Raw genomic sequence first — 19,165 nt, 5'->3', positions numbered from 1 at the left:
GCTGGCCGGCGACCCCTTTTTTTGCGGGCTCCGGCCGCGTCCGCAGTGGCGCGTCCGGAGCCGGTACTCGTAGGGGTTAGCGATCCTGCGCCCCTCGCGACATGCCCGGACGCCGGGCGGCTGGGGTGGCTGTCCGGTGGCGGAGTGCTGAGCGGACGGTGTCGGAGGTGAGGGTGGCGAAGAGGATGCCGACGGCCAGGGCGACGATGACCATGCCGGCGATGCCGATCTCGGTGACGGCGTTCAGGTGGTCGCCGGGTTCGCCGAGCTCGACGGCGCCCTGCAAGCCCAGGGCGCCAGGGACGACGATCCAGAGCACGGGGACGAACCCGGCGTACGACGGCAGGGCGCCCGGGACGTGGTCGAGGACGCCGGCGGCGATGACGGTGGCGACTCCGGCGGCGAACCCGCCCAGGATCGGCCCGCCGAGGTCGGTGGCGAAGAACTGGACGGTGAAGGTGGTGTAGGCCACGAGCATCAGGGCGGGCAGGGCTCTGGCCGGTGCCGATTCGGTGAGGAGGGACCCGGCGCAGAAGACGGCGACGCCGAGCCATGGGGCCCAGTCCAGGGTGGTGCCGGTGTGGTGGGGTGCGTCAGGGACGAGCCGGGAGGCGGCGTAGGCGCCGAAGGCGAGCAAGATCATGCGCTGCACGCCGACGGCCAACCGGGCTGTGCCGGAGATCGCCTGCCCGACGGACAGATCGATCACGGCGTAGGTCATGGCGGCGGCGGGCAGCAGCGATGCCAGCGGCGCGATCATGGCCAGGGCGGGGTTCATCCCGATGCGAGGGGCGGCCAGATCGGCCACGGCGGTGACGGCGAACGCGGCGACCACCGGGAACAGGGCCGCACCGGCACGGTTGCGGGCCACCACGCTGTTGGCCCCGCCGACGATCACGGCCAAGCCTGCGGCGAGGACGAGGCCCCACCACGTGGGTTTGAGCAGCATGCCGAATCCGAGGCCGAACAGCGCATGGCCGGCCAGCGTGGCCGCGGTCCCGTAACGGGGCGGGGAGTCCCGCATCGCCTTCAACCGGCGCAGCCCCTCCTCGGGACCGGTGCGGCCGGCTGCCACCGCGTCGAGGAGAGACTGCAGTTCCTGAAGCTGGTCCATGCGCAGCGAGCCGGCCCCGGCCGCGGAGTTGTCGGCGTCGAAGAAGGCGGTGGTCCCGTCGGCGCGATGGACGAGCACCCCAGCGGGCATGGTGTACACCCGGGTACCGGGCAGGCCCAGGGCCGTAGCGATCCGCTGCATGCGCACGGTGACGTGGAAACTCGGCACGCCGGCGTCGGCCTGGGCCACCGCGGCGTCCTCGACGAACTCCAGCGCCGCACGCGGTGCACCGGTCTCCTGACCGGCGGCCGGTGCACCGTCGGCACCGCGTCCGGCTCGGAACCTCATTCGCCGAGGAGGTTCTTGAACACCTGCCCGTCCTTCACGATGACCGCCAGGTTCCGTTCGGGGTCGGTGAGGATGGACGGGTCCTCCAGCGGGTCGCCGTCGACGAGCAGTACGTCGGCCAGCGCTCCGGGCTCGATCACCCCGAGGGCACCGGGGTAGGGATTGCGCGGTCCGGCCAGGGCCAGCATCCTCCCGTTGTTCCCGGTCGCCTGGCGCAGGATCTCGGCCGGGCTGAACCACTGCGTCCGGTGCACGAACTCCTCGTTGATCTTCGCGAGGGTGTCCGGCGCGCTGATGATGTCCGATCCGAAGCCGATGCGCTCGAATCCCGTCTCCTTCGCCAGCTTGAACAGCGTGTCCAGCCCTTCGCGGGCCTGGGTGAACTTCTTCTTCAGCGAGGGATCCAGGCCGTGCGGGTCGTTGACGTAGACGCTGACCTGCGGGCTCAGCCAGGTGCCGCGGTCCTTCATCAGCCGCAAGGTCTCGGGGTCGATCAGGTTGGCGTGCTCGATGGTGCGCACCCCGGCCTCGACGGCACGGCGGATACCGGAGGGGTTGTAGACGTGGGTGGCCACGTAGGTGTTCCAGTCGTCGGCCACCTTCACCGCCGCCCCGATCTCCTCGGCGGTGAACTCGGTGATGTCCAGCGGGTCCCGCTCGGAGGCACAGCCGCCGCTCACGGCCAGCTTGATCTGGGAGGCGCCGCGCCCCAGGACGTAGCGCGCCGCCTGCAGCATCTCCGGCACACCGTCGACCACCAGCAGATGCCCGTCCCTCTGCATGTTGTCGCGATGCCCTCCCACCAGGCGGGATGGTTCGGCCGCCGGGGTGAAGTCCCCGTGCCCGGAGGTCTGGGAGATGATCGGCCCGGACGGGAAGATCCGGGGCCCCTCGGTCATGCCGGCGTCGATCGCCTTCTTCAGAGAGAAGGTGTTGCCGCCGGTGTCCCGGATCGTGGTGTAGCCGCGCGACAGGTAGAGCTTCGCCATGGAAGCGCCGTACAGCGCGTGGTAGGCCAGGTCCGTGTTGGCCGCCTCCGCGAGCGTGGGCTGCAGCATGACGTGCGCGTGGGCGTCGATGAACCCCGGCGTCAGCGTCCGCCCGCCCGCATCGATGACCAGGGCGTCGGACGGCACGTCGCCGCAATCGCCGACCGCGGCGATCTTCCCGTCAGCGATCAGCACACGGGTCGGACCGGTCACCTCGTCCGAACGGCCGTCGAATACCCGGGCGTCGGTGAACAGCACCGCCCGCCGGGAAGGGACCGTCCCGCCAGTGGCAGGCGCCGTTTCCGGTGCTGAATCGGGAGCACTCATGAAAGTCTGCCTTCACGGTCGCAGGGCCACAGCACAGTGCCCACCGTGCTCCCGACGTGGTCCAACCGCCTGGTCACAGGCGCAAACGAGTGACCTGACCGCCTCACGCCGCCCCTGGGCTCCACCCCGGACGGCGCGCAGCCGCATCGGGGCGTGCCCGCCACCACCGCGCGCTGATCCTTGCTCGGGTCCTCCGGTCCGGGGGTGAACGGCACCAGGGCGCTTACGGCCAGCCGCACCCCGTCTGCCTAGGCGACCGGGCCGGGCTCAGTGGCGGGCTGCCAGGTGTGCCCGCTCTCGCCGACGAGTGCGGTCTTCGACGGGGACGAGGACAGGGACAGGGGCGCGGTCACGGGCGTGGCCTGCGTCTTGAAGGACTGGTCCAGTAACGACAGGCCCCAGCAGACCAGGGACGCGGAGGTCACGATCGCCAATATGCCCAGCGTGACGCCGGCTTGGGCCATACCGCCCCCGACTGCCCCGCCGCGTCGCACGCGGTACAGCCCATTGGCGCCCGCGACGATGGCGCCGATCCCCACGAGCGGGGCCACGAACACGAGCGGGATGACCCTGTACCAGGGCACCACCAGCAGAAGACCCAACAGGGCACAGGAGACGATGCCCATGCACAGCGCGACCGACCCGGTCCGCTCTGCGGGCGTAGCGGTATCGGGGCTGGTCAGCTGATCGGCGCTCATGCCGACGACGCTAATCGGAAGCCGGGCACCATGCCTGAGACCACGTACTCAAGGGAGACTGAGTATCCGAGAGGCAGGCAACCCGTCGTCTTGCGGGTTCAACGAAAAACCGCCCCTGACCTGATTTCGCAGGTCAGGGGCGGTTTCCCTAGAGCGGTAGCGGTGGGATTTGAACCCGTCAAGATGATGCTTCTCACCTGCGGTTTTTCCTGAGAAGCAGACAAAGGGGGTCGTTTGGATCCCTCTGAGTCCGGCTCGATCCGCCTGGATCGGGTCTCATGCTGCACGTGCAACACGGATGATCAAGCCTCCACCAATCACGATGAGGGCACCGACCGGGCCCGCAGCACGTCCAGGTTCGTAATGGCCTCGCCCCCGTCGGCAAGCATCACCACGAGATCCCGTCATGATCCGGCCCGGGGCGTGGCCCATCCCGCGCGGCCTCAAAAGGGCAATGTCACGGAGTACGCATCGGTCAGCCAAGTTGCATCGGTGAGATCAGCCAGCAACGGCGATCCAGCATGTCCAATCACCCTCGCCCCGTCAGCGGACACCACGAGCCTGGGACGAGAACCGACACCCTTCGCGCAGAAAGTGCCTTCCTCTGGCGACGATCAAACCCCTGGACAGGGTTCACCGTCCCAGTTCAGGAAGGCACTTTCGCGTATCGGGCCAGCATCCGGGCCAGCGCCAACCGAAACGCCGAGGCTAGCGGCTCAGGTGATCGCCTTGATGCCCGTCCAGCCGCCGGTGCCCACAAGGACGGGCGTGCCGTGGGTGCCGTTCTTGGTGGTGTGGAAGAGCAAGGTGCCGGTGCCCTCCGCCGTTGTGGCCCACAGGTCGGCAGTACCGTCGTTGCTCGCGTCGCCGGGCATCGCGAGCAGCGGGCGGTTGGATGCTTGCCAACCCGCGGTGCCGTAGACCGACGTGCTGCCGTTCACCAGGCTGGCGGGCATGATGCCGCCGGTTTCGGGGTCGAGTGCGCCGTGGTGGGTGATCAGTTGCCCGGTGGCGTTGTCGCGGACCAGAAGGTCGGGTGCGCCGTCGCCGGTGATGTCGCCCGGTGCGACGAGGTCGCGGCCGGACCAGCCGGTTTCGGCCAGGGGGTAGGCGTCGTCGATGTAGTTGCCCGGGTGGCCGGCCAGGAACCAGAGAGTGTCGTCCACGGTGGCGAGGAGGTCGGGAGCGCCGTCGCCGGTGATATCGCCGAGGGAGACGATGCGGGAAATCCTCTCGGTCCGCAGTTCGGGAATGAACTGACGGAGTTCCTGGCGGTTCTCGGAGTCGACGGCTCCGAAGCCTGTGTTGTGGTAGACCCAGAGCTTTCCGTCGGGATGGCGGGCGACAAGGTCGTCGCAACCATCATTGGAGTAGTCGCCGCGGCGTGTGATGAGGCTGTCCTGAAAGCCGCTCTCGGCGGCCACCATCATGGGGCCGAAGGAACCGTCGCCAGTGCCGGCGTACATGCGCAGTTTGCCATCTCCATCTATGGCCCACAGGTCGGGAATTCCGTCGCCGTTGAGGTCGCCGGGCTTGTTCTTGATGCCGGTGCTGGAGGCGTAGAAGAGATAGGTGCCGGTGTCGGAACGGTTTCCGGCGGCGTCCTCGCTGTACGCGTAGAGAATATGGGGCCCGGCGTTTGGCGGTGTGAAGGAGAGCTCGACGGAGCCGCCATGGGAGGTGGGCTTGGCCACGGTGGTCGGATACTTGCGGTCGAAATCATAGACGTACTTCACCACGTCTTTCACGTCGCCGCTGCGAAGGGTGAAGGTGCCTTTGGTACGGGCGGGTGCGCCCTGGGCGCCGTCGTCGCCATTGGGGAACTCTTTGGATTCGGCTACGGGCGGGGTACTGGGGCGGGACTTGTCGACGGTGAATCGGCAGGGCGTGCTTGGGACCCATGACGATGTGGCGCGGCCGTCGTCCGCCCGTACCTGCCATTGATACGTGGTGCCGTCCTTCAACGTGCTCTTGGGCACGGATACCTTGGCGATACTGCCGCTCGTGACGGGGATGGTCTGGTTGAAGACCGCCGGGTCACCGTCCTTGACCCACATGTTGAAGCGGGCCTTGAGCGTGCCGCCGTCGCGGTCTGAGATCTTTGCGAAGAGCTGGAGATCAGTGTTGCCGACCTGGGGCGTGGGACTGGCCGCGCAAGCGACGGAGGGATTGCTGCCGTAGTCCCTGGGGTTGTCGGGGGCGTGGTTGTACTCGACGATCAGCTTTGGGTCACTGCTGAATTTCTTCCAGTCGTAGACGTTCGACTCATTGCTGGCCCGCAGGCCGACGGTCATGTCCGGCCAGCCCTTCCGGGCGGCGTCCTTGGCCATCGAGGTGACGTCGAAGTCCACGCCTTTGTCGGAACAGCCGACATGGTCATTGCCGTGGGCGAAGTTCAGAGTCTGAATCTTTCGTGTCCAGGAGGGCTGGTTGTTCCAGGTGGTGGCCGAGGAGATGCTGCCGGTGTCCCAGATCTCCACAGGGCGGGCGCTGCAGGACCATGAGTGGGTGTTGACAATGTTGAACTGGGCGTTGATGACCTCGGTACCGGCCAGTCCCTTGGAGTTCATGCGGAAGAAGGAGCGGGCGGTGCCGCCGGTTTCGCCTTCGTGCCCGATGCGTGCCTCGGAAGTGCTCTTCCCCTTGCCGCCCCAGCCGGTGCCATTCCAGAAAGACGAGTTCGGGGCGGGCTTGTAGGCGATGGCCCATGCCTGACGCTTTCCTCCGAACTTCGGGTCTATGTAGACCGGGTAGGTAGTGTCTTTACCGTTGAGAACCGATTGGTCAGGCGTCAAGATCAGCTTCCCGTCGGCATAGGAGAGGCCGACGTTCGCATGCTTGACCCCCGGTTCGAGATCGCCGGAGGCCAAGGAGCCGGTGCTTCCGGATGATGCCGGACGTGGGGCAGTTGCCGGCCCAGCTGCGGGGGCCGCTGCGGAACGCTGGTCCTCCGGCCTCACCGAGGAATCCCACATGCGTGGAGTGGACGAGGTGAAGAGTTCCTGGCCGGCAGGGTTGAGCGCGCGTACGGTGCCCAGCGTCTCGTTGACATCCAGCCGCAGTCCTTCGGTCTCCAGGCCGAGCTGAAGACGCTGGAGTTCGGAATTCTTGGCGGCCTCGGCGTTCTTGACGACGAGAACCTGGGCGATGGTCTCGGTTGTCGCGCGGACCTTCAGATCTACTCCGGGAAAGACCTCGGGGTAGGTGGCCTCGTTGGCCTCAAGTGCGGGCACGGGGAGGGGTTTGGGCCACTGGATGGACAGTCGGCGTCCCTGTTCCGTAAGAGTGGCGAGCGTGGTGTCGCCGCCGGGAGAGATGGTGACGTCAAGGGTGGTGGCCTTCGGGGCGATGCGGTCGCCGACGCGCAGCAAGTTGGCATCGACAGGCACCAATTGGCCGTTCTTGCGGGCTCGCACCGGCTGGGCGTACTGGGTGAGCGTGAACGTACCGGACGGGTTGGCCACCACCTCCTGCGTCTCGGTGCGCAGACCGGTGACCTCGACGGGCGCTCCAGTCCGTCGGGCCTCGGCCGAAGCCCCCTGCTCCGTACGCGCGTCCTGAGCGGCGGCAGTGGAGCGGTCGGCGGCCAAGACGGACGCCCCTAACGGGGCGGCGACCAAGGTGGAGACGCCCACAAGGACGGTTGAGATTAGGGCTGTTCGGAAGGGGCCAGGTCTTTTCGGACGGGATGGCCGAGAGCGGCCGGTTGGGCGCTTCACGAGCTTTCCTTCCAGAGCGGAGACAAGTCTGAGGTGAGACGTTGGGTGGAACTTGAGGGGATCTTGGCATATGCCCGGTGGAAAGCTTTACTGATCTGATACATCGGGGGGTTGGTGAGGGGGCGCCTTCCGCTTGTGTTCTTTCACCCTGGCCCTCTCGGCATAGGAGTTCACAGACGTGATCGCACCAGGCGACTGGTGGGCGTTACGGCGACGGTGGAGACCCACTGTCGCCGTCGTCTTCCTGTCCCTCTTGGGCACGCTGCTGGGGACCTCGGTTCCAGCGGCGGCCGAGCAAACCAAGCCGCAACTGATCGAGCTACAGCAAGAAAAGCCTGTCAAAGGCCATGAATTCAGCCGGAAGGACGGGCCGAAGAGGAATGGTGCGGCCAAGTCGTGGGCAGTGCCTGGAAGCACGCGGCTGCCCAGCGGGCGCGCACAGGTGGCTCTCGCGCCGAAGCCGCCCGGAGGCTCATCACTCGCGGACCGTATCGGTGAGAGCAAGCCCGTGAAAGCCGGTGAACTGCCGGTATATGTCAAGTCCGCGACGCCGCCTCCTGCGGAGGAGGCGGGGGAGGAATCAACCCGGCCTGGAGCCGTAGACGTCGAGATGCTCGACGAGAAGGTTCTGAACGGACTGGAGTCCCCGGGACCGGTGGTGAAACTCACGGCAAGCGGAACCGAGCCGCCCGCTGGTCAGAACCCCGGAGCCAAGCCGAGCAGGTCCCTGTCGGCGCGGGGGGAGCGCGGACCACCACATCAGATCGACGTCGAACTCGATTATTCCTCCTTCGCGCAACGCTTCGGTGGAGACTGGGGCGCACGGCTGCGGCTGGTGCAGCTTCCCGACTGCGCCCTCACGAAGCCGGAACGGGCAGAGTGCTCCGCCGGTACCCCGCTGAAGAGTGAGAACGACCGTAAGAAACAGCGTCTGACCGCCCGTGTCGCACTGGCGGCCGGCGCACCCGCCATGCTCGCGGCGGCGTCCGAGGCGTCAAGCCCCACAGGGAACTACGGCGCGTCCTCGCTGGCCCCCTCCGGTTCCTGGGCCGCGGGCGGTCACACCGGCGGATTCTCATGGAACCATCCCATCGACACCCCCGAAGCGCCCGGCGGGGCCGAGCCCGAGATCAAGCTCGGTTACTCCTCGCAGGCCATTGACGGCCGTACCGCCTCGACGAACAACCAGGCGTCATGGGTCGGGGAAGGCTGGGACTATCACCCGGGCTACGTTGAGCGCCGCTACAAGTCCTGCAGCCAGGACATGGCCAATGGCGCGAATAACAAGACCAAGACCGGCGACCTGTGCTGGTTCGGTGACAGCCTCACCCTCTCCCTCGACGGTGCCAGCAACGAACTCGTCCGGGACGACAAGAGCGGCGAGTGGAAGCTCGCCGACGACGACGGCGCCCGCATCGAACTGAAGAAGGGAGCCGCCAACGGCGACAACGACGGTGAGCACTGGGTGCTCACCACCAAGGACGGCACGCAGTACTGGTTCGGATTGAACCGCCTGCCGGGCTGGACCGAGGGCAGGCCCGAGACCAACTCGGCCTTCACCGTGCCCGTCTTCGGCAACCACCCCGGCGAGCCCTGCCACGCCGACAGCTTCGACAAATCCTCCTGCTCTCAAGCCTGGCGCTGGAACCTCGACTACGTCGTCGACCCGCATGGCGACGTCATGAGTCTGTGGTGGGAGAAGGAAACCAACTCCTACGGCCGACTCGGTAAGGCGGACAAGCCCGCCGCGTACGACCGTGGTGGCTATCTCACCCGCATCGACTACGGTCAGCGTGCCGATTCCCTCTTCTCCTCGAAGGCCGCCGCGCGCGTCCATTTCGTCACCGCCGAGCGCTGCGTGGGGTCGAAGGACTTCGACTGCGCGCCGGGCAAGCTCACCAAGGAGAATGCCAAGAACTGGCCCGATGTCCCCTTCGACCTCAAGTGCGAGGGCAAGGGGAAGTGCGACAAGCCGGCGCCGAGCTTCTGGTCCACCAAGCGACTGGTGAAGATCGAGACCGAAGCGCTGGCCGGTGACGCGTACGCCAGGGCCGACACCTACCAGCTCACCCACCAGTTCCCGAACACTGACGCCACGAGTCCGGCCCTATGGCTGGCGTCCATCACCCGCACCGGCCACACCGGGGGCACGGATACCACGCTCCCGTCGGTGACGTTCCGCGGCGAGATGATGGACAACCGCGTCGACGGCTACGAGGGCATCCCGCCATTCACCCGTTACCGCGTCAACGCGGTCGACACCGAGCACGGCTCGACCGTCGGTGTCACGTACTCCCCGGGCGAGTGCTCGACCATGCCGGGGCAGGTGAAACTTCCCACGCCGCACGACAATGGCATGCGCTGCTACCCGACGTACTGGACGCCTCCGGGGGAGAGCAAGCCCGTCCTGGACTGGTTCCACAAGTACGTGGTGACCGAGGTGCGCGAGGAGGACAACGTCACCGACGCACTCCCCAAGGTGACGTCATACCAGTATGTGGGCGCACCGGGCTGGGCCTGGGACGACGGTGAGCTCACGGAGCCCAAGGAACGCACCTGGAACCAGTACCGCGGCTACGCCAAGGTCCGTGAACTGGTCGGCCGCCAAGGCGACGGCAAGCGGTCGATGACCGAGTCCCTCTACTATCAGGGCCTCGACGGTGACCCGCTGCCCGACGGCAAGAGGCGCAGCGCCGAGTTGACCGACTCCGAGGGTGGCAAGGCGCCCGACCTGCCCCAGTTCAGCGGGCAGCTCAGGGAGAAGGTCACCTACGCGGACGAAGACGGCGCGGTGCAGTCCGCGACCAAGCTGACGTCGACCTCGACCGTCACCGCCGGCCGGGCTCGGGCCGGGACCACCGCACTTCAGGCCCGCATGAGTCACCCCGTGAGCAACGAGGAGCGTGAGCGGCAGAGCGACGGCAAATGGTTGCGCAGCAAGGAGACGACGGCCTACGACGAGTACGGGCTCCCGACGCGAACACACGATCTCGGGAATATCGATGACCCGGACGACGATGCGTGCACGACGCTCACCTACGCCCGCAACACCGGCAAGTGGATTCTGGATCTGGAGGCGCAGGAAAAGACCACAACCGGCCCCTGTGGCGCCGAAGGCGGATCGGTCGTCTCCGACACTCGCACCTACTACGACGGCAAGGGCCTCGGCGATGCGCCCACGCGTGGCGATGTCACGTCCGTCGAGGAGATGACGGGCGACGGCAAGGGCTATCAGACCGCCGAGCGCAGCGATTACGACATGCATGGGCGCCCGACCGCGAGCTGGGACGTCGATGGCAACAAGACCACGACCGCGTACTCGCCCGTCACGGGGGCCAACCCGACCAAGGTCGTGATCACCAATCCCCTCGGACACACGGAGACCACCTACGCCGACCCGGCCCGCGGCACCACGACCGCCGTGGTCGACACCAACGACCGCCGGAAGGACATGGCGTACGACGGGCTCGGCAGGCTGACCAAGCTGTGGGACGTCAACCGTGACAAGTCCGCCGGCCAGTCCCCTGGCGCCGAGTTCGACTACAAGGTCACCAAGACCGCGCCGACCACGGTCGTCACCCGGTCGCTGAGCGAGAACGGCTCGTACTCGACAGCGGTGGAGATCTACGACGGCATGCTCCACGAGCGTCAGAACCAGCACCCTGGGATCGGTGGCGGGCGCATCATCAGCGACACCGTCCAGGACACCCACGGGCGGACGGTCAAGAGCAATGACGCCTACTTCGCCGAGGGCGACGTCAGCGAAAACCTTCTGATCGTCGCCGACAACAAGGTGCCGCACCAGTCCGTCGTCACCTACGACGGCCAGGATCGTCAGGTCAAGGAGGTCACCCGCCGCTACGGCGACGAGCAGCAGACGACGACGGCCGAGTACCAGGGCAACGAGACCACGGTCTTCCCGCCCAAGGGCGACACCGTCAGGACGATCTTCACTGACAGCGACGGCCGGCGTACCAAGCTTCGCGAATACCTCGACGAAGAGCGCACGAAGTACAACGACACCGCGTATGGCTACAACCGGAAAGGCCAGCTGACCAAGGTCACGGACCCCGACGGCAACCAGTGGACGTTCGAGTACGACGCTCGCGGCCGCCAGATCAAGGCGTCCGACCCCGACAAGGGCACGACGACCGCGACCTACGACCAGGACGACCGTCCCGTCACCGTGACGGACGCGCGGGGCAAGAAGGTCTCGAAGACCTACGACGCGCTCGACCGCCCCACCTCGCTCCGCGAAGGCGGACCCGACGGGCCCAAGCTCGCCGAGTGGACGTACGACAGCGTCCTGAAGGGCCTGCCGGCCGCTTCCGTTCGTCACAGCGGCGGGCAGGAGTACCGCAACGAGGTCACTGATTACAACCAGGCCTACCAGCCGACCGGTTCCCGTCTGGTGATCCCCGCTTCCGAAGGCAAGCTCGCCGGCACGTACACATACGCACACGGTTACGCGCCCAACACCGGCCTGCCGGAGTGGACGCAGTTCCCGGCCGTCGGCCCGCTCAAGAAGGAACGTCTCGTCACCCGCTATAACAGCGACGGTCTGCCGGTGACGCTGGCCGGAATGACGGTCTACGCCTCCAATCTCCAATACTCCGCCACCGGTGAACTGCTGCGCAGCGAGGCGGGCGTCCAGGGCCGGAAGGTGTACTCGACGTCGTTCTACGACGAGCACACCCGCCGTTTGAGCCGGACCGTGCACGACCGGGACAGCAAGGAGGCTTCCGGCGGCCGGATCGACGACATCACCTACGGCTACGACCCGGCCGGAAACGTCACCAGGATCGCTCGGGCTCCGGGTACGGCCATGCCCGACGGCGGCCAGAGCGACGTCCAGTGCTTCGCCTACGACGCGCTGCGGCGGATGACCGGCGCCTGGACCGCCACTGACGGCTGCCAAGCGGACCCATCCAAGGAGACGGTCGGCGGTCCGCAGGCCTACTGGCAGTCCTACACCTACGACGCGGTCGGCAATCGTACGAAACTCGTCGAGCACGACACGACGGGCGACAGCGGCAAGGACGTCACGCGCACGTACGCCTATCCGGGGCCCGGTAAGGACCAGCCCCGGGCGCTGACGAAGGTGGAGAGCAAGGGCCCCAGCGGCACCTCGGTCAGCACCTACGCCTATGACTCCGCCGGCAACACGACTACCCGCCAGGTCGGCGGGAAGGTACAGACGCTGTCCTATGACGCGGAGGGCAACCTCGCGAAGATCACCGAAGACGGAAAGGGCACCGAGAACCTCTACGACGCGGAGGGCAACCGGCTCATCCACCGCGCGGCAGACGGCGAGGCCACGCTCTACCTCGGCGACGGCGAACTGACCGTCGACGCCGCGGGCAAGCTCTCGGCCACCCGCTACTACGAGCACCCGGGCGGCGCCACCACCGTCCGCACGGCGGAGGACGGCGACGGGACCAAGGGCGAAGGCAAGCTGAACCTGCTCCTCACGGATCACCACGGGAGCGCCTACAGCTCGGTGGGCCTGGACCAGGAAGGCCTGCCGGTCCAGCGACGTCTGCTGGCCCCCTTCGGCGAGGCGCGGGGGGCCAAACCCAGCCTCTGGCCGGGGAAACGGGGCTTCGTCGGCGGCCGAACCGACGACAACACCGGGCTCACCCAACTCGGCGCTCGCGAGTACGACCCGCTCACCGGTCGCTTCGTCTCGGTGGACCCGGTCATCGACTTCGGGATTCCGCAGCAGATGAACCCGTACGCCTACGCGAACAACGCACCGGCGACGGAGGCCGACCCCGACGGCGAGTTCTTCCCCATCCTGATCGCTATCGCCGCCCGCGTCGCCCTCCAGGTCGCGATCCGCGCGGCAGCACGGGAAGCGGCCCGTCGCGCGGCAATCGCCGCTGCCCGGGAGGCCGCCAAACGCGCCGCCATCGCCCTCGCCAAACGGCGTGCCGCTGCCGAGGCAGCCAAGCGCGCCGCCGCCGAGGCCCTGAAGAAGAAGGCGGCGCAGGCCGCCGCCGCCAAGGCCAGGGCTGAAGCGGCCAGAAAGGCGGCAGCGAAGGCCGCGGCCAAGGCCAGACAGCGCGTGGCCGCCAAGGCGGCGCCCAAACGCGCAGCCAAATACCGCGAGGCCCCGAAGCAACGGCCCAGACCACGCCCCAAACCGCAGCCGAGACCCAAACCGAACCCGAAGCCGAAACAGGCGAAACCACAGGGTTCGCAGAGCATCAAGCAAGAGATCAAGAAGGAAGTCAAGGAAGAGGTCAAGGAGCAGGCGAAGGAGGCAGCACAGCCGCAGAGCTGTGAGGCCAACAGTTTCGTCCCCGGCACGACCGTGCTCATGGCCGATGGCAGCCGCAAGCCCATCGAGCAGATCAAGACCGGCGACAAGGTCCTGGCCACCGACCCGGAAACCGGCGAGTCCAAGCCCGAACCCGTCGTCGCCACCATCATCGGCAACGGCAGCAAGGACCTCGTCAAACTGACAGTCAGCGGCGACGACCACGCCACCACCGGAGCGCTCATCGCCACGGAAGGCCACCCCTTCTGGGTCCCCGACCTGAAGAAATGGGTCGACGCCGGCGACCTGAAGCCCGGCCAATGGCTCCGGACCAGCGCCGGCACCTGGGTCCAGGTCACAGCGGTCCAGGCATGGACGCAGAACGCGACGGTCCACAACCTCACGGTTGAGATTGTCCACACGTACTATGTGCTGGCCGGGACCACCCCGGTACTCGTTCACAACTGCAATAATGCGGCGACTCATGACGTCGGGAACGTTGTCGATAATCTCGATGACAATGTCTACTTCCACTACACGAGCGAGGGAGGGCACAGTGGGATTTTGGCCGATGGCGGCAGTCTCAGGATTGGCGCCAACTCCGCCGGAAAGGTCCATGTGACCCAGGAAATTGGAAGCCCGGCAGAGATCGAACAGAACATCTTCATTGGTAACCCGATGTATGCAGGAAAGGCTGACTACATGTTCGCCTTCCGAATGCCTGAAGGTGTCGAGCTTGGGCCGGGATCTCAGCCAAATGAGCTGATTACGAGAGGCTCGTTGAAGATCCCGGCGGGGAACGTTCTCTTCCACGGAAGGAACCCCTTCTGATGTCAGAACTGGTCGAGTTCGACAACTTTGCCCAGGTGGAGATGCTGCTCCGTGCCGGTATGGAGCTCAAATTTGAGCTCTCCGATGACACGGACGTGCTCAACGGGAGTCCGGTCTATGCGTCGGCACTGAATCGCCTTCGCGAAGGTCTGATCTCGGGATTGCGTTCGAGCTCAACGCCAGGACGAGCGCAGAAACAGGCTGACTGGTATCGACTCTCGCAGCACCAGCATCGCTGGCGGATCATTGCACACAGAGCTGCTATGTATCCGCGTTGGCGAGACCTAACCGAGGCCGAAATGCGGCACTGGGTCGAAACGCTCGCAGCGCCACTCACAGTGGATGATGGGGCGTTGGAAGCAATCAAGGCGGCAGTCGAAAAGATGCTTGATGGTGACTGACGAATATTCTCGCCAATAGCTCGGTAGAGGCCCCACCGGATCTATTTCCGGTGGGGCCTCTGGAGCGTCTGACGGCAGTAGTTGACGGCAACGTCAGCGGACAGGTGCGGCACAGAGGGGCGGTCCGTCGCCGTCGTCTTCGGGCTTGCCGGTGATCTCGGCGGGGTTGCGGAGGGCGTGGCCGAGGAGGTCGATGGCGTCGCGCTGGAGGCGGAGCCGGACGTGGGCGTACACGGTGGCGGTGACGCCGATGTGGGCGTGACCCAACAGCTCCTTGATCACCACGAGTTCCCCTCCTTGTTCCAGGAGGAGGGTGGCCGCCGAGTGTCGGAGATCGTGGAACCGGATGCGGCGGAGCCCGGCCTGGCCGAGCAGGGTGTTGAAGTGCCGGGTGAGGGTGGCCCCTTCGATCGGGGCACCGTCGGGACGGGTGAATACGTAGCCGCTGTCCTTCCAGGCTGTCCCCGCTGCCTCGCGTTCCGTGCGCTGCCGGTCGTGGTGCTGTTCGAGGGAACGCTGGCACGGCGTGGACAGGGCGATGCGGCGTTCGGAGCTCTTGGTCTTGGTGGGGAGGGCGGTCAGGCCGTTGGAGGTGGTGCGTTGGAGGGTGCGGCGGATGCTGGCGGTTCCGCCGGTGAGGTCGAGGTCTTCCCAGCGCAGTCCGAGGAGTTCGCCCTTGCGGAGCCCTGTGTGGAGGGCGAGTTCGAACAGAGCGTGGAGCCGGTGTCCGCGCACGGCGGCAAGGAACTGGCGGGCTTCGTCGGCGGTGAGGGGTCCGAAGCGGCGGGGGCGGGGGGTGCCGGTGCGGACGTTGCGGGCGACGTTGCGCGGGATCTCCTCCTCCCGTACCGCGTGCTCCAGGGCGGACTTGAGGACGGAGTGCACGTAGGACAAGGTCAGCGACGAGAGCCGCTTGGAGCAGCACTTTCCGACAGCGCAGCAGAGGGGCTCGTCGCGGGCGGTGTCGAGGCCGCGGGTGCAGCACTGGCAGGTGGTGCGGAGCTGGTTGAGCCAGGTGCGTACGTCCTTGGCGGTGAGCTTGGCGAGCTTCTTCCGTCCGAGGCCGGGGATGAGATAGAGCCGGGTGACGGCGGTGTAGCGGGTGTGGGTGTTCTCGCGGAGCTGGTAGACGGCGACAGCGTCGAGCCAGTACGTCAGGTACGCGGCCACGCTGCCCTGCGCAGACGGGACGGGGACGCCACGGTTGCTGGCGGCGATCTTCTCCGTGATCTTCTAGTGCCGTCCTGAGACGAAGGGGAGACTTGTGCCGAACGAGAGACTACGAGCCGTCATGGCGGCGGGAGGCTGGACGTACGCCGCACTCGCTCAGCAGGTCGAGGTCGACCCCAAGTCGGTCGAGCGCTGGGTGGACCTCGGGCGTATCCCACGTCGTGCCACCGCTCTCCAGGCGGCCAAGGCCCTGGGAGAAGACGTGCACGCACTCTGGCCGGCGCTCCGCCAGGCCCGCCCCGCCCGCGCCATCAGCCCCGAACTGGTCGCGCTCTACGAATCCCGCTGCCGCCTCGCGCTCATGCACTACAAGCCGCTTGCCGACACCCCCGGCATCGAAGTCCGCACCCACGGCACCACGCTCTACAACTCCCTCTACCGGGCCGACGACCAGCAACTCGTCAACGCACACATCTGGGGCGTCAACGCCTACGCAGCCCCCGTGTGGCACCTTCGCCGACACCAGGAGAGCGGCATGTTCGACACCTACGCCGACAGCTTCGACGCCGTGTGGGCGACCGCAACCCCCGTACGAGAGGAAGACTGACCGTGGCCCGCACCGAGTACTACGACGACCCCAACGCGCCCAAGCCGAACAGCATGGTCGTCGCCGCTTCCGCCGTCGTCAGTGACGACCACGGGCGCATCCTCCTCCAGCGCCGCCGCGACAACGACCTGTAGGCCCTGCCCGGTGGCGGCATGGACCTCGCCGACTCCCTGCCAGGCACAGTCGTCCGCGAGGTCAAAGAGGAGACCGGCCTCGACGTCGAGATCACCGGCCTGGTCGGCACCTACACCGACCCGGAACACATCATCGCCTACACCGACGGCGAGGTCCGCCGCCAGTTCAACGTCTGCTTCACCGCCCGCATCACCGGCGGCCGGCTGGAGATTTCCGACGAGTCCACCGAGCTCCGGTTCGTGCCGCCGGAAGAGATCGAGCAGCTGCCGATGCACCACACCCAACGACTCAGGCTCCAACACTTCCTGGAACAGCGCGAAAAGCCGTACCTGGGCTGAACCGTCTGACGGCAGTAGCGACGGCAACAACCCCGCACAACCACGAACGCCCACGCACTTCACCGGACCAACAAACTGCGCTTGACCTGCGAAAAAGCAGGTAGAGGGGTCCGCGTAGCACACGTACTATGTGCTGGCGGGCGAGACGCCGGTCCTGGTTCACAATTGCGGCGGCCTCGCCGAAGAGATGGGAAACGGGAACGTTTGGAAGAGCAGCGAAGAGCTCAGTAACGCCACCGGAAAGACGACAGCATCCAGAAATCGCGCCATTGATGCAATCATCATGGAAGATTTCCCGGACCTAAATCTCACCCACCACCCCGTTTACAGTTACGGGGTCAACTCCGGCATGGCGATGCCTAACGTAGGAACGCAAATTGGATTCAAGCGCTTTGCGAGTCGGGCACTCCTTCGCACTACGGTGGTCCATGAAGAACTGCATCACCGTTGGTTCGCACGCGGTCTCACCAACCGTCATCCACGCGACGGCTCCGGGACATCCGGGCGATTTTACGGCATCGTCGACCGCTATATGTCGGTCAGGGGCTGGTAATGACAGAACAGGCAGCCCGGCTACCCGGACCGTGCCGCGATTGCGGCGGGGTCGGCACGGAGTGGCTGGTTCAAACCGCCAACAACGGGCGCCTCGGCTGGGAAGTCGAGTGGGATTGCAACACGTGCGGAATCTCGCACGACTCGGATGAGGGCTGGGCACCATCAAGAGTACGGAACGCGATCCTGGAGCAGCATGGACCCCATTGTCTGAGACGCGTCGATGCCGCAGCGCACGGGGGAGCACTACTGAAGTCCTTCCGGGCAGCCTTCGGCACATCAATTCAAGAAGCGAAGAGATTGTCGGATGAGCTCAAACGGTCTGGCTTCGAAGGCACTCTAGTGGAAACCGTACTCCTCTCCGAATTGTTGGAAAAAGTCGGAATCTCCAGTGTGACGCAGCCTGGTCGCTGCGGCTAGCCAAGAGGGCTCGACCCTGCCAGTAGTCCGACCCTTAACCTCGGCGTTTCAGTTGGGGTCCGTCCGAATCATGGGCGGTAACGCGAAAGTGCCTTCTGAGCTGGGACGATGAACCTTGTCGAGGGGTTCTGTCGGTCCAGGTGGAAGGCACTTTCTGCGTGCAGGGTATCGGTTCTCGTCCCAGGCTTCATGTCTCCGCCGATGGTGCGGGGTGGTCGGGCATGCCGGGGCACGGTTGCTGGCCGATCTCGCCGATGTCACCGGGCTGACCAGCGCGTACTCCACTGTGTTGAGACCGCTTCGGCCACGCGGCACCGGCCATGACCCGGGCCGGATCGCGACCGACCTCGCGGTGATGCTCGCTGACGGCGGCGACACCATCACGGAGCTGGCCGTCCTGCGTGACCAGGGCGAGGTGTTCGGCCCGGTCGCCTCGACGCCGACTGCCTGGCGACTATTGGCCAGCGTCGACGAACGCATGCTGGACCGCCTGCGCTCGGCCCGCGCCCAGGCCCGGGAAGTGGCCTGGCTGCAGGCATCCGAGACCCGCTGCGGCATACCGCCGGCGAAAGCCGGCGGACAGGAACTACCCGGCCTGGTCCTGGACATCGACGCCACATTGATCACCTGCCACTCCGAGAAGGAGGCGGCCGTACCCACCTACAAAGGCGGCTTCGGTTTCCATCCTCTGGTGTGTTTCCTGGCCAACACCGGCGAGGGCCTGTCCGGGCGGCTGCGGCCCGGGAACGCCGGAACCAACACGGCCGCGGACCATATCGCGGTTCTGGACGACGCTCTCGCGCAGATCCCCGACGCCCACCGGCACGGCACTGACATCCTCGTCCGCACCGACAGTGCCGGATCCGCGAAGGTCTTCCTCACCCACGTCCGAAATCTGCGCACACGCGGAATCCGCACCTTCTTCTCGGTCGGATACGCGGTCACCGAGCCGGTCCGCCGCGCGATCCGCGCCCTGCCCGACCAGGTCTGGCACCCCGCCCTGGACCAGGACGGCCCCCTCCGCGAGTCCGCCGAGGCCGCCGAGCCGACCGGCATGACCGACCTTGCCGGCTACCCGGCCGGCACCCGCATCATCGTCCGCCGCGAACGCCCCCACCCCGGAGCCCAGCTCTCGCTCTTCGACCGGGACGAGGGCATGCGGCATCAGGTGTTCCTCACCGACGCCCCGTTCGCCTCCGGCCCGGCCCAGTTCCTGGAGGTCCGCCACCGCGGACACGCCACAGTCGAAGACAACATCCGGTGCGGCAAGACCACCGGTTTCGGCCGCTTCCCCTCCCGCCGCTTCGACGTCAA

General features: G+C 66.6%; 8 protein-coding genes and 3 pseudogenes. 6 read left to right on the top strand and 5 right to left on the bottom strand.

Going from position 1 to position 19,165, the window contains the following annotated elements; translation table 11 throughout:
- Nucleotides 1–76: 76 nt before the first annotated feature.
- From AB0I22_RS28835 to AB0I22_RS28820, 4 genes are all read right to left on the bottom strand, one after another.
- Nucleotides 77–1,402, bottom strand: a complete 1,326-nt coding sequence (locus tag AB0I22_RS28835; RefSeq protein ID WP_363133872.1) for a threonine/serine exporter family protein — start codon at nucleotides 1,400–1,402, stop codon at nucleotides 77–79.
- A complete protein-coding gene (locus tag AB0I22_RS28830) occupies nucleotides 1,399–2,649 on the bottom strand; it encodes an amidohydrolase family protein (protein WP_363133871.1) in 1,251 nt (416 codons plus the stop codon). The genes AB0I22_RS28835 and AB0I22_RS28830 overlap by 4 nt, the downstream gene beginning before the upstream one ends.
- Nucleotides 2,650–2,966: 317 nt before the next feature.
- Entirely contained in the window at nucleotides 2,967–3,416 is a 450-nt protein-coding gene (locus AB0I22_RS28825) for a hypothetical protein (protein ID WP_363133870.1), read from the bottom strand.
- A gap of 716 nt (nucleotides 3,417–4,132) precedes the next feature.
- Complete coding sequence (locus AB0I22_RS28820) at nucleotides 4,133–7,006, bottom strand: FG-GAP-like repeat-containing protein (protein ID WP_363133869.1); 2,874 nt, start codon at nucleotides 7,004–7,006, stop codon at nucleotides 4,133–4,135.
- Nucleotides 7,007–7,793: 787 nt separating this feature from the next.
- On the opposite strand from AB0I22_RS28820, the gene AB0I22_RS28815 reads away from it, so the two are divergent.
- Together AB0I22_RS28815 and AB0I22_RS28810 are read left to right on the top strand one after the other, a co-directional pair.
- Nucleotides 7,794–14,228, top strand: coding sequence for a polymorphic toxin-type HINT domain-containing protein (locus AB0I22_RS28815; protein WP_363133868.1), 6,435 nt, complete (start codon nucleotides 7,794–7,796; stop codon nucleotides 14,226–14,228).
- Entirely contained in the window at nucleotides 14,228–14,629 is a 402-nt protein-coding gene (locus AB0I22_RS28810) for a hypothetical protein (protein WP_363133867.1), read from the top strand. Before AB0I22_RS28815 ends, AB0I22_RS28810 begins: the two co-directional genes overlap by 1 nt.
- A 93-nt stretch (nucleotides 14,630–14,722) precedes the next feature.
- Here AB0I22_RS28810 and AB0I22_RS28805 read toward each other — a convergent pair.
- A pseudogene (locus tag AB0I22_RS28805) lies at nucleotides 14,723–15,862 on the bottom strand (tyrosine-type recombinase/integrase); the annotation flags it as partial.
- A gap of 58 nt (nucleotides 15,863–15,920) precedes the next feature.
- On the opposite strand from AB0I22_RS28805, the gene AB0I22_RS28800 reads away from it, so the two are divergent.
- The 4 genes and pseudogenes from AB0I22_RS28800 to AB0I22_RS28785 all read left to right on the top strand — a co-directional run.
- Entirely contained in the window at nucleotides 15,921–16,406 is a 486-nt protein-coding gene (locus AB0I22_RS28800; protein WP_363133957.1) for a hypothetical protein, read from the top strand.
- 2 nt (nucleotides 16,407–16,408) lie between these two features.
- Nucleotides 16,409–16,879: pseudogene (locus AB0I22_RS28795) on the top strand (NUDIX domain-containing protein).
- A 130-nt stretch (nucleotides 16,880–17,009) separates the two neighbouring features.
- Nucleotides 17,010–17,432, top strand: coding sequence for a hypothetical protein (locus AB0I22_RS28790; RefSeq protein ID WP_363133866.1), 423 nt, complete (start codon nucleotides 17,010–17,012; stop codon nucleotides 17,430–17,432).
- 559 nt (nucleotides 17,433–17,991) lie between these two features.
- Nucleotides 17,992–19,165: pseudogene (locus AB0I22_RS28785) on the top strand (IS1380 family transposase); the annotation flags it as partial.

Source organism: Streptomyces sp. NPDC050610, from assembly GCF_040654875.1.
Classification (GTDB): domain Bacteria; phylum Actinomycetota; class Actinomycetes; order Streptomycetales; family Streptomycetaceae; genus Streptomyces.
The sequence above is the reverse complement of the archived record's forward strand: the minus strand, read 5'-3'. Positions and strand labels throughout refer to the sequence as shown.

What these genes read in the sequence shown, in the direction of transcription:
- AB0I22_RS28835 (WP_363133872.1), bottom strand. Translation starts at nt 1,402, where the DNA reads ATGAGGTTCCGAGCCGGACGCGGTGCCGACGGTGCACCGGCCGCCGGT.
- AB0I22_RS28825 (WP_363133870.1), bottom strand. Translation starts at nt 3,416, where the DNA reads ATGAGCGCCGATCAGCTGACCAGCCCCGATACCGCTACGCCCGCAGAG.
- AB0I22_RS28810 (WP_363133867.1), top strand. Translation starts at nt 14,228, where the DNA reads ATGTCAGAACTGGTCGAGTTCGACAACTTTGCCCAGGTGGAGATGCTG.
- AB0I22_RS28800 (WP_363133957.1), top strand. Translation starts at nt 15,921, where the DNA reads ATGGCGGCGGGAGGCTGGACGTACGCCGCACTCGCTCAGCAGGTCGAG.